Source organism: Ensifer sp. 2TAB8, from assembly GCF_052115125.1.
In the GTDB taxonomy this organism is placed as follows: domain Bacteria; phylum Pseudomonadota; class Alphaproteobacteria; order Rhizobiales; family Rhizobiaceae; genus Ensifer.
In genome coordinates, this window is record NZ_JBFRGB010000020.1 from 91273 (window position 1) to 102837 (window position 11565).

General features: G+C 62.1%; 8 protein-coding genes. 6 read left to right on the forward strand and 2 right to left on the reverse strand.

Features of this window, described 5'->3' with window-relative positions:
• Window positions 1-112 precede the first annotated feature (112 nt).
• Window positions 113-1633, forward strand: coding sequence for an acetyl-CoA hydrolase/transferase family protein (locus AB4Z53_RS26450; protein WP_441598569.1), 1521 nt, complete (start codon window positions 113-115; stop codon window positions 1631-1633).
• 87 nt (window positions 1634-1720) lie between these two features.
• Here the strand turns inward: AB4Z53_RS26450 and AB4Z53_RS26455 are convergent, their stop codons facing one another.
• The gene (locus AB4Z53_RS26455) at window positions 1721-2338 is read right to left on the reverse strand and encodes a GntR family transcriptional regulator (RefSeq protein WP_113537767.1); all 618 of its coding nucleotides are present in this window, start codon (window positions 2336-2338) and stop codon (window positions 1721-1723) included.
• A 271-nt stretch (window positions 2339-2609) separates the two neighbouring features.
• Between AB4Z53_RS26455 and AB4Z53_RS26460 the strand changes: the two genes are divergently transcribed.
• From AB4Z53_RS26460 to AB4Z53_RS26480, 5 genes are read left to right on the forward strand one after another with little or no spacing between them, the layout of a single operon-like run.
• Window positions 2610-3869, forward strand: coding sequence for a ferredoxin reductase family protein (locus tag AB4Z53_RS26460; protein WP_441598572.1), 1260 nt, complete (start codon window positions 2610-2612; stop codon window positions 3867-3869).
• 43 nt (window positions 3870-3912) lie between these two features.
• Window positions 3913-7137 carry a c-type cytochrome gene (locus AB4Z53_RS26465; protein ID WP_441598574.1) on the forward strand — a complete coding sequence of 1075 codons (3225 nt, stop codon included), beginning with the start codon at window positions 3913-3915 and terminating at the stop codon, window positions 7135-7137.
• A 10-nt stretch (window positions 7138-7147) separates the two neighbouring features.
• Window positions 7148-8047: an OmpA family protein gene (locus AB4Z53_RS26470; RefSeq protein ID WP_441598576.1), complete on the forward strand. Its 900-nt coding sequence runs from the start codon at window positions 7148-7150 to the stop codon at window positions 8045-8047.
• A 2-nt stretch (window positions 8048-8049) separates the two neighbouring features.
• Window positions 8050-9594 carry a caspase family protein gene (locus tag AB4Z53_RS26475; RefSeq protein ID WP_441598578.1) on the forward strand — a complete coding sequence of 515 codons (1545 nt, stop codon included), beginning with the start codon at window positions 8050-8052 and terminating at the stop codon, window positions 9592-9594.
• 38 nt (window positions 9595-9632) lie between these two features.
• Window positions 9633-11162 carry a caspase family protein gene (locus AB4Z53_RS26480; RefSeq protein ID WP_441598580.1) on the forward strand — a complete coding sequence of 510 codons (1530 nt, stop codon included), beginning with the start codon at window positions 9633-9635 and terminating at the stop codon, window positions 11160-11162.
• A gap of 33 nt (window positions 11163-11195) precedes the next feature.
• Here AB4Z53_RS26480 and AB4Z53_RS26485 read toward each other — a convergent pair.
• Window positions 11196-11565, reverse strand: a 370-nt coding sequence (locus AB4Z53_RS26485; protein ID WP_441598582.1) for an amino acid ABC transporter ATP-binding protein, incomplete at its 5' end; no start/stop codon positions are given.

Below are 11565 nucleotides of genomic sequence, written 5' to 3' on the forward strand. Positions count from 1 at the left end.
TGCTGCCGCAAAACTTCATAACGTGTGCGTGCAGCCATGCAGATTCAGCGCACCAAAAACCAAGCCCGCGCCGTCCTGATGAGAGCCCCGCGGGCTCTGCAGGGAGGGCCCGATGAGCCGAAATACCCGAACAAATATCGAGACCAGGATTCGCTGCAAGCCGCTGCGTGATCGTATCGCGACGCCGGAAGCGGCGGCCGCGCTCATCAAGGATGGCATGACGATCGGCATGAGCGGCTTCACCAAGGCGGGTGATGCCAAGGCAGTGCCGCTTGCGATGGCCGAGCGCGCCGCAAAGGAGAAATTTCGCATCACGCTTTTGACCGGCGCGTCGCTCGGTCACGATATCGACAAGACGCTGACGGAAGCAGGCGTCCTTGCCCGCCGCCTGCCGTTTCAGTCGGATCCGGTGTTGAGGGCCGCGATCAACCGCGGCGAGGTGATGTTCATCGACCAGCATCTCTCGGAGACCGTCGAACAGTTGCGCTCCGGGCAGATCAGCCCGATCGACTATGCGGTGGTCGAGGCGGTGGCGATCACCGAGGATGGCGGCATCGTGCCGTCGACGTCGGTCGGCAACTCCGCGAGCTTCGCGATCCTGGCGAAGAAGGTGATCGTCGAACTCAATCTCAGCCATAGCCCCGAGCTCGAGGGCTTGCACGACATCTACATCCCGGCGAAGCGCCCGAGCCGAACGCCGATCCCAGTCGTCGCCTGCGACAGCCGTGCGGGCTCGCCCTCTATCCCTGTCGATCCCGAGAAGATTATCGCCATCGTCGTCACCGAGAAAGAAGACAGTGCCGCACGGATCTCACCGCCGGATGCGGAGACGACGGCGATTGCCGGCCATCTGATCGGCTTCCTGCAAGAGGAGGTGCGTAAGGGACGGCTCGACATGACGCTCAACCCGCTGCAGGCCGGCATCGGCGTCATCGCCAATTCGGTCTTGAGCGGCCTTGTCGATAGCCCGTTCCATGATCTGCGCATGTATAGCGAGGTCCTGCAGGACAGCACGTTCGAGCTTTTTGGGGCGGGCAAGCTGAGCTTTGCTTCGGCATCGTCGATGACGCTTTCCAGCGTCTGGGCCGATCGGGTGTTCCGCAACATCGGCGCCTACAAGGACAAATTGGTGCTCCGTCCGCAGGAGGTGAGCAACCACCCGGAGATCATCCGTCGCCTGGGCGTGATCGGCATCAACACGGCGTTGGAATTCGATATCTACGGCAACGTCAACTCGACCCATGTGGGTGGCACCGACATGATGAACGGCATCGGTGGTTCCGGGGATTTCGCCCGCAATGCCTTCCTGTCGATCTTCGTCGCCAAGTCGGTTGCCAAGGGCGGGGCCATTTCATCCGTGGTCCCGATGGTCTCCCATGTTGACCACACGGAGCACGACGTCGATATCCTGGTGACGGAGCATGGCCTTGCCGACCTTCGCGGCCTGGCGCCGCGGGAGCGGGCGCCTGTCGTCATCAACAACTGTTGCCACCCGGCCTATCGCGAATTGCTCTCGGATTACTTCAGACGGGCCGTCGAAACGCGCGGCGGCCAGACGCCTCATATTCTCGAAGAGGCTTTCGATTGGCATGTGCGCCGGCTGAAAACCGGAAGCATGCTGCCGGCAAAGTGATGTGTGACCTGAAGGGTGGAGTGGGAATGAAATCGCTGTAAAAGCAAATGCTTGCAGCGATTTCTTTGGGTCATCTCGAATGCGTCTTCAGGCGTCTGACAGATAGCTCATCAACTCCGCCATGGCCGCCGACGCAGCGGGAGCGTCGGCTTTTTCGATCGCATCGATGACGACAACATGGCGGCGAACCGATCCGGCCATCTTCTCCGGTGAGGATGATGCAAACCAGATGCGGCGCGCATGCGTCTGCAAGGGTGCGAGTGCGGCAGTGAGGAAGCGGTTGGGACAGGCCTCTTCCATCAGTTCGTCGAAGACCTTGTCGGCCACGAGGAAACCTTCCATGTCGCCCGCGCCGAGGCATGCGGTCATCTCCGCGCCGCAGGCTTTCATCGCCCCTCGGTCATCAGCGCTTGCGTGCGTTGCGACCAGGGCTGCGGCAAGCGGCTCCAGCTGCTGCCGCGTCTGCATGACATGCACCTGGTCGTCCGGGCGGATCGTGGTGATCTGCAGGCCGACGCGCGGCCTGACCTCCATGAGGCCCTGCCAGGCGAGCTTCTGGATCGCCTCTCGAACCGGTGTCCTTCCAAGCCCCGCCAGTTCGATCAACTGTCTCTCGGTAACCAGGGCGCCAGGCTCGAGCTTCAGCGTGACGATGAGGCGTTCGAGCGCGAGGTAGGCGAGGTGCGCATGGGATTGCAGGGACATGCCGTTCCTTTGCTTCTGATATATCAGGAGCTTGCACAATTTTTCACAAGGAGGCAAGCAAGGCGAACATCGCGTCCCGATATCGCCTGTGAGGCTGACGTGAGCCTTGAGGATGATAAATAAGCGAGTGCTCAAAAATACAAAATTTCAAAGGCATGAATAAAGGAAGCGCGCCAGCCGTTTCCAAGGGGATTGATGTTGACGAATGGTAAGGGGCTTGTCAGTCTTTCCTTGGCAACAACCGTCTGACGTCGGCGTTGAGGGGCGCAAGATGCAAGTGGGCGCGTTTCTGGTCTGGTCGTTGATGGTGATTGCGGGGCTGCTGGCCGTGCCGGCAGTCAGCCACACGAATGGCTTGACGACATTCTCTTTAATGGCCTCTTCCGCCGCCTTCGTCGGCATGGCGATCGCCCAGTTCATGGCCGCGCGCCCACCGTTCGTCGAAGCCTTGTTCGGCGGCCTCGACCGCGCCTATCACTTCCACCGCAAGATCGGCATCTCCGTGCTGCTCCTCATCTTGGTCCACTACTTCCTGAAACCGGATTTCAAGGGGCTGGCCCTGACGAGCGGCCTGAACCAGCTGGCGGCCTCCGCCGGAAAGTACGCCTTCTATGGGTTGGTGGTCCTGCTCGTCCTGAGCATCGTCAAAGTCATCCCAAGGACGAAGATCGAGATCCCCTATCATCTCTGGCGCTACACGCACCGCCTGATCGGTCTGCTCTTCGTCCTGGTCGCCTTCCATCAGATGTTCATCAAGCGCCCCTATGACGGGACGGCGCTGTTGGCGGTCTACCTGAACATCTTCGCGGCAGTTGGCATATTGAGTTACGCCTATACCCAGTTGTTGCCGTGGCTCAGGACGCGCGGCTACGAAGTTTTCGAAGTGGCGAAGCACGAGGGCGCGACGGTAATTGTGGCACGGCCCATGGGGCGGCGCCTCCGCGCGAAGCCGGGGCAGTTCGGTTTCCTGCGCGTGATGAAGCCGGGTCTGCGCGAACCGCATCCGTTTACGATTGCCGGCATCGATGCCGACGGCGTCCTGCGCTTCGCGATCAAACCGCTCGGTGACTATACGCAGGCACTGCGTGATGACGTCGCTGTCGGTGACCGGCTGAAGCTCGAAGGCGGCTATGGCCGCTTCAATCATCGCCGCGGCAGCAAGAAGCAGATCTGGCTCGCCGGTGGCATCGGCGTCACGCCGTTTCTGGCTATGGCGCGGCACCTGAAGGGCGATGAAGGGCAGGAGATCCATATGGTCTACTGCGTGCGCGACAGGCGCGAAGCGATCGGCCTGGAAACCTTCGAGGCGCAAGCCGAGAAACTCGGGAACTTCAGCTTCGTCCTGCATGATTCTTCCATGGATGGACGCCTGGACGCGGCCAAGCTGGCAACCGGAAGCGCGATCGATCCGGCTGAGGCGGACCTTTGGTTCTGCGGTCCGCCGCCGCTGAGAGAGGCAATCGTCAAGGGGTTGAAGGAGCTCGGCAAAGGGCCGCGACGGGTCGAGTTCGAGCAGTTTCAGTTTCGATAGCAGCAGATTTCAATAGCGACTTTTTTATCGAGGAGAGGGTTTCATGCGTGGTCTGCGGAGAGGGCGGGAGAGCGTCTCGCGAAAAGCCGGCCTTGGCACGGGATCATTGGCAGCGTCGGTGCTGCTCGCCATCACGGTCTGTCCGAACCTCGCAGAAGCGCGCGACGCCTTCGCCGATGACGCGTTTTCGACCTACAAGGCGAATGTCGACAACGGCAAATACATGTTCAATGCCGCAGGCTGCGGCGCCTGTCATGGCTCCGGCGACAATACCGAGCTGCTCTCCGGCGGCATGGAGATGAACACGGCAATCGGCACTTTCTTTGCGCCGAACATCTCATCGCACGTAAACGGCATCGGCGGCTGGAGCAATGCACAGTTTCTGAACGCCGTGCTGGTCGGTCTCGACCGGGACGGCGACAATCTCTATCCGGTCATGCCCTATACATCCTATGGCGGGATGAAGCCGGAGGACGCGCTCGACATCAAGGCCTATATCGAGACGCTGCCGCAGTCTGACGCCGCCTCGAAAGAACACGAGATTGCCTTCCCCTTCAGCCGCCAGACGACGATTACGCTCTGGAAGCGCAGCCACTTCACGGTGCCGGGTTATCAACCGCGCGAAGAGACGCAAGCCGAGCGCGGTCGCTACCTTGTCGAGAATGTCGGCGCCTGCGGCGACTGCCACACGCCACGCACGACCACCTATGGCCTGGACCAGGAACGCGCCTATCAGGGCGAAAAGGACCTGACCGGCGCGGTCGCGCCCGACATCAGCAAGGCGAAGATGGCCGGGCTTGCCTCGCCGCAAGTCTTCACCAAGGGGTTGATCGACGACGGTAAGAAACTCTCGGGCGCACCGGTCGCCGATCCCGTCATGCGGCGCATCGCCAAGGGCATGGCCGTGCTGACGGAGGACGACCGCAGGGCGATCTATGCCTTTCTCGCCGAGCGCGAGGTGAAGGCACCGGCGCCGGTGGCGCAGTCGGTGACGGCCGTCTGCAAGGAGAATACGGCGGCGGATGTGCTTGGCGGCGAAAACGCGGCACTGGCACAGCAGGCGGATGCCTTCATCGGCAAATACTGCCGCAATTGTCACGGGCCGGGTGAAAGCTCGCAAGGGAGCTACCCCGCCGGTGACCTCGCATCGATTGCAGCCGACGCCAATTTCGTGACGCCGGGTGACGCATCGAAGTCACGCCTCTTTTCGATCGTCGTTAGCGGCCGCATGCCGCTCGGCAAGCGGCCGTCGACAGAAGAGATCAAGGTGCTGGAGGACTGGGTCAATTCCCTGAACGAAAAGAGCCTGCCGCAGACCGCGGCGGCCAAGCCAGAGCGCTCGCGACCGATTTTAGCCTACGGACAATTCGTCGAGGCAGCGCTGAAGGACATCGAGACGGTCGGCACACTCGATCGGCCGTTCATGCGCTACTTCTCCTATCGCGACCAGTACAATGGCATGATGGGCTGCGAGGACGACCTGACCTTCATGAAGCGTATGGACGTGCTCGCCGGCGGCTTCAAGAAGCTGCTGAATTCGCTCTCCTACGGCCCGAAGCTGGTTCTGCCGACTGAAGTCGATGGCACCAACGGGCTGCTCGTGCGCGTCGATCTTCGCGAGCTGCAATGGGGTGCTGCAGACTATGATTTCCTCGCCAGCCGCTATTTCTACGGAATGGCTCCGGAGAGCGATGCTTCGCTGGCTGCACTCGCCAAGGAAACGGCGACGCCGCTGCCGATCATGCGGATCGACTGGTTCATGAGCAATGGTGCCCGGCCGGAAATCTACAACCGATTGATGAAGCTGCCGACCCACATTGGCGAATTGGAAACGCGCTTCAAGATTGACGTGGCCGACAATATTCGCCGGCGCAACGTGCTGCGCGCCGGTTTCGCCGACGGATCATCCGGGGTGTCCGACCACAATCGGATGCTGGAGCGGCACGACATGCCCTTCGGCGGCTACTACTGGAAGTCCTATGATTTCGGTGGCGATCTCGGCAAGCAGGTGCTGAAGCGCTTTCCCCATGGGCCGAAGGAACTTGCGCCGCTCGACGCCGGCCTCGTGCCTTTCGAACATGACGGCGGCGAGATGATCTTCTCGCTCCCGAACGGATTGCAGGGCTATTACCTCTCGACCTCCTCGGGCAAACAGCTCGATGTCGGCCCGACGACGATCGTCTCGTTCCGCAAACGCCCGATCGGCAAGGGCGTGGAGATCATCAACGCGCGTTCCTGCGTCGATTGTCATGCGGACGGGATCCTGTCGAAGCGCGATCAGTTGCGCGAGCAGATCGAGACATCGACCTTGTTCAGCAAGGATCAGCAGGACGTGCTGCTCGCCATGTATGTGAAGCAGGAGGATCTAGACGAGACCTATCGCAAGGATCGCGAACGCTTCGTCAATGCGCTGAAGGCGCTGGGCGTCACCGAGCCCACGCCCGACGGCGGTCTCCAGAGCATGCACGCGCCGGGCGACGCCGAGATCATCACTTACTTTGCCGACAAGTACGAGGACGAGCTCGATTTCGACGCCCTGGCGGCAGAGTTCGACATGACGCCGAAGCAGTTCTCCGATGCGATCAAGCGGGTGACGAACACAGATGTGCTGCGCCTGGGTCTCGACTGGGTGACGACGCTGGAAGCGGGCGGAACCATTCCGCGCAACGAGGTCGAGCAGCAATATGCCTTGCTGTTGCAGCCGCTGCTCCAGCGTCGCCCCTTGGATACTGCAGCGATCGTCGTTGCCGGTGCCGAGCAAGCGCCGCCGGACGCCAAGCCGCAGTCGATTGCGTCTGCCGTGCCTGATTATCGCAAGCAGGATCTGGCGACAGGCAACAAGCTCGAATTGGCGCTCAACGTGAAGTCGACGACGGCGAAAGTCGGCGACCAGCTTTCCTTCGAGCTCAGCGCCAACCAGGCCTGCGAGCTGCAGATCCTCTATGTCGAGGAGAATGGCAATGTCGAGGTCATCCCGGACGTGATGATCGGCAACACCACGCTGCAACCCGGCGAACGACGCCTGATCCCGCAGCCAGGTACCGGCACGCTCACCTTCGATACGCCGGCGCCGGCCGAGTCGATGTTGGCGTTCTGCCGTGCCGGCGGCCTCGGTGACCAGAAGCTCACGGTGGAGAAGGCACGCGAATACGTCTCGAAGTCGCGCTTGCCGCCGACGCGGGGGCTGGCAATCAACCTCGCCAAGCGGGCGCAAGGCGATGCCGGCGCCAGCAGTGTTCAGATGGTGACCTTCGAGATCAAGGATTGACGGGCGAACCATGGTGCAGCTACGGGCATTTCTCCTCGCTTCGGCGGCTTTGGCGGTCTTCACTGCGCCGAGCATGGCCTGCGGAGGTCTTCGCCTGGCCTCCGAGGCGCTGAACCGCGCCGACGAAGCCGGCACCAAGGTGGCGGCCGATTCCGTGAACATGGAGGGTTGCTCGGCGACCGAGATAGCGTTGACCCGGCGCGTCGCGGCGCTTGCAACCTTCAATCGGATTGCAGCAGCCGTGGGACAGGGCGCGAAGCTGGAGACCTTCGAAGCGGAACTGACGGCCGCCAGCCGCGACGCCGGCGGCCCCTGGCAGATCCTTGATGCGCTCGGAGACATCAAGCGCGAACGCAAGGATTACGACGCGGCGGCGACCTCCTACCAGCAGGCGTTGGAAGATGCGGCAAACGAGGAACTGACGCCCGATTGGATGGCACCGGACAAGGACTATATCCTGCGTCTGGACAGGATGGCTTCAGAGATGCGCCTGGCCGCGACCAAGCCCGTCACGCTTGCCGCGCGTGGTGCCTGCAAGTTCTCCTATCGTGGTGTGTCGATCAAGAAGAAGGCTACGCCGGTGCGCTACGTCTTCGGCACCGCCGAATTCACGCCCGAAGGTTTGCAGTCGGCAAAGGACCTTTTTGAATGCCTGAAGTCGGCGAAGCCGGCGTCCATCACGCTGATTGGCCACACGGACCCGGTGGGCACGACCGAGGCGAACAAGGCATTGTCGATCGCCCGCGCCGAGGCCTTGGCGCACTACCTCGTGGATGCCGGATATCCGGGTAGGTGGACCGTCGTCGGCAAGGGAGAAGAGGAACCTTTCAAGCCGGATGACCCGAGCGCCTATGACGAGGCGATGCTGCACCAGCTCGATCGGCGGGTGGAAGTGGACGTGGGGAACTAGCGGTGCTGGAGAGAATCCTGCTTTCGACGGCGCTGTTCGTCCTGCCCTTTTCACCGGTCTTCGCGGCCACATCGGCGCTTGTCGTCGGAGTGGATGTCTATCCGCATGAGGTGAGCCTCGACGGCGCGGTCAAGGACGCACGCGATGTCGCGCAGGCGCTGAAGGCGGCCAATGTCGATACGATCCGCCAATTCATCAATGAGCAGGCGACGAAGGACGCCATACGCTCAGCCTGGACCGATCTGGTCGCGGGTGCTGCGCGCGGCGATACCATCGTCTTCACCTATGCAGGGCATGGCGCACAAATGCCTGAATTGATCGCGGGCAGCGAAGAGGACGGTCTGGACGAGTTCCTGGAACTGCCTGGTTTCGACAGGGGCCGGGCGGAAGAAACGGGCAAGGAGATCATTGTCGACAACGAGCTGAGCGCCTGGTTCGCGGAAGCGGAGGCCAAAGGCATCCAGGTGCTGTTCGTGTCGGACAGTTGCTTCTCCGGCGGCATGAACCGCTCCATTTCGGGCAAGACGCGGCTTGCACCGATCGTGCGAGCGAAGGTGCCCCCACCGTCAGAAGAAGCGCTTCGGGGTGCCAAGATGAAGGACGTGGAACTGTCGCGGGTGACGATTCTCGCCGCCTCGCTCGAAAGCCAGCCGACGCCGGAAGTGGTGATCGGCGGCGAGCCGCGCGGGGCCCTGAGCTGGAGCGTTGCCCGCGCCATCGAGGGAGCTGCCGATCGTGACGGCGATGGTCGCATTTCGCGCATCGAGCTCGAGGACTATGTGTTCTCCAACGTCAAGCTGCAGTCGGAAGCGCTGCAGGTGCCGAACTTTACGCCGCAGGTGCCGCGCTCCGACAAGGAGATTGTGCTGTCCCTGTCGCGCAGCGCGACCATTGGCGCGGGTACGACGGGCGATGCCGGATCGAAATTGAAGTCGCCTCGGGGCATGGGCTGGACCGGGAAACTGGCGCTCAGCGTCACCGGCACGGCACCGCCGCTCAACAACCTCGGCGGCAGTGGTGTGCCCTACCGCTGGGATGCGGCAACCGGCGTGTTCTACACACCGAACGGTGATGTCGCCGGCGAACATATCGCGCCGGAGATGCTCCAGGGCGCCGTCGACAAGTTCATCCTGGTCGATTTCCTGAAGGCTCTGGCGACACAGAGCCCCGGCAGCGTCTCGCTCACGCCGTCGAAGGATATCTACACGGCAGGCGACCGGCTGAACTTCAAGGCCGCGCAGGGCGATTACGCCAACATGCTGGTTTTCAATCTGGCGAATACAGGGGAGGCACAGCTTCTCGATGCGCAGATTGCCGGCAGCGGCAGCCACGCGTTCCAGCTTCAGGGTCTGGAGGTGGTCAAACCCTTCGGCGCCGATCATCTGGTCGTCATCTCGACCAATGCGCCCATCGACGCCATAGTGGCGGCCTTCTCCAATTCAAAGCTCGATGCAGCAGCGCTTGTGCGCCTGCTTGAGACACGTTTGGAGGGCAGTCAAAGCACCGTCGCCATCCAGCCGCTTTACACGAGGGACCGGGGCCAATGAGCGCGCGGGGCACGTCATGGCGTATGAGGTTTACTGCGATGGCAGGGTTCGTCCTGCTTGCGGCTCCGGCGGCGGCCGGCGACCGGGCTCTGCTCATCGGCGTCGGCAATTATCCGAACCTGCCGCCAAAGTTCGCGCTGCAAGGGCCGAAGAACGATTTGGTGGCGATGCAGGGCCTGCTGACGGAAAAACTCCGCTTCGATCCGTCCTCGATCCGCGTGTTGAAGGACGAACAGGCGACGCGGGCAGAGATACTCTCGTCCATGAACACGTGGCTTGTTGAAGCGACCGAACCCGGCGATCGCGTCTATATCTATTTTTCCGGCCACGGGTTGCAGGTGAAAGACGAAGATGGCGACGAGAAGGATGGACTGGACGAAGCGCTGGCGCCCGTCGATATCGCCTCCGGCGAAACGGACTGGCAGGGCGTGATCCTCGATGACGAGATCGACCAGGTCCTGGAGCGGCTGCAGGGGCGAGCGGTGACGATGGTGATTGACGCCTGCCATTCCGGCACGATCTCGCGTTCGCTCTCCGATGACGTCTCGTCGGGCATCGAGGGCGCCCGTTTCTTGCCGCGACCTCACGCCCAGCCAGTCGAGCAGGCAATAACGCGCGGCCTCCGGATCGATCTTGGCGTTGTCGACAAGCCGAATCTGGTGGAAGCGGGCGTGACCGCTTGGAGTGCCGCAGCCCCCTACCAGATTGCCTGGGACGACGTGCGGCTTCCCGTCGAGGATCGGCACGGCGTGTTCACGGCAGCCTTCGTCGGCGGCCAGACGGGCAATGCGGCCGACGTCAATGGCAACGGCTTGACGAGCAACGCCGAACTGCTTGAATTCATAAAGGTACAGTCGGCCGCCTACTGTGCCTCGCAGGACAAATGCGGCAATCTCGACCCGCAACTGGAGAGCAAAACGCAAGCCCTTGGCGAAAGCGCAGTTTCACCTCAAACGCTCGGTGCAGGTGGCAACGGGCAGGGGACGTACCTGCAAACCAACGATCCCGGTGCCATGCCGGCGACCTATCAGGATGCCGATGCGGTCAACGCAGTCGGTGACATCATCGGCAAGAGCGAAACCGGCGACGTTGAGCTCACCTTGGACCGACCCACCACCATGAAGGCCGGCGACGTTTTCAAGCTGACGGTCACCAGCCGAACGAGCGGTGATCTGCTGCTTTTCGACGTGAGCAGTCAGGGCAAGGCGACGCAGATCTTCCCGAACGAGTTCGCGCAGAAGATCACGCCGCTTGCGCCGGGCGTGCCCCTGACGTTGCCGGACGAATATTATGGCTTCGATTTCGAGGCCTCGGGCGAGGGGGACAGCATCTTCGTGGCGCTCGTGGTCAGCGATGCCGTTGACTTGAGCGATGTGGCGCCGAAAAGCCGCGGGCTGAAGATTGAGCTCAATGCGCGCGAGACCCTGAGCGAGATCGTGGCGCGGCTTCAGAAGGCCTGGGCCGATGATCTCGACCGGCGAGGTGTAAGATGGTCCGTCGGGACGCTGCGCTATCGCGTGGAGCAGAACGAGCCAGGCAATCGGAAAAGAAAAAGCCCGCCTCAATGAGGCGGGCTTTTTCGTGAAAGCTGCTAGTCGAACCTAGTGCAGGATCTGGCTGAGGAAGAGTTTGGTGCGCTCGTGCTGCGGATTGTCGAAGAACTCGGCCGGCGAGTTCTGCTCGACGATCTGGCCCTGGTCCATGAAGATCACACGGTTGGCAACCTGGCGGGCAAAGCCCATTTCGTGGGTCACGCACAGCATGGTCATGCCTTCTTCGGCAAGGCTCACCATGGTGTCGAGCACTTCCTTGACCATCTCCGGGTCGAGTGCCGAGGTCGGCTCATCGAACAGCAGGATCTTCGGCTTCATGCACAGCGAGCGGGCGATCGCCACGCGCTGCTGCTGACCGCCCGAGAGCTGGCCCGGATACTTGTTCGCCTGCTCCGGAATCTTGACGCGCTTCAGGAAG

What these genes read in the sequence shown, in the direction of transcription:
- AB4Z53_RS26450 (WP_441598569.1), top strand. Translation starts at nt 113, where the DNA reads ATGAGCCGAAATACCCGAACAAATATCGAGACCAGGATTCGCTGCAAG.
- AB4Z53_RS26455 (WP_113537767.1), bottom strand. Translation starts at nt 2,338, where the DNA reads ATGTCCCTGCAATCCCATGCGCACCTCGCCTACCTCGCGCTCGAACGC.
- AB4Z53_RS26460 (WP_441598572.1), top strand. Translation starts at nt 2,610, where the DNA reads ATGCAAGTGGGCGCGTTTCTGGTCTGGTCGTTGATGGTGATTGCGGGG.
- AB4Z53_RS26465 (WP_441598574.1), top strand. Translation starts at nt 3,913, where the DNA reads ATGCGTGGTCTGCGGAGAGGGCGGGAGAGCGTCTCGCGAAAAGCCGGC.
- AB4Z53_RS26470 (WP_441598576.1), top strand. Translation starts at nt 7,148, where the DNA reads ATGGTGCAGCTACGGGCATTTCTCCTCGCTTCGGCGGCTTTGGCGGTC.
- AB4Z53_RS26480 (WP_441598580.1), top strand. Translation starts at nt 9,633, where the DNA reads ATGGCAGGGTTCGTCCTGCTTGCGGCTCCGGCGGCGGCCGGCGACCGG.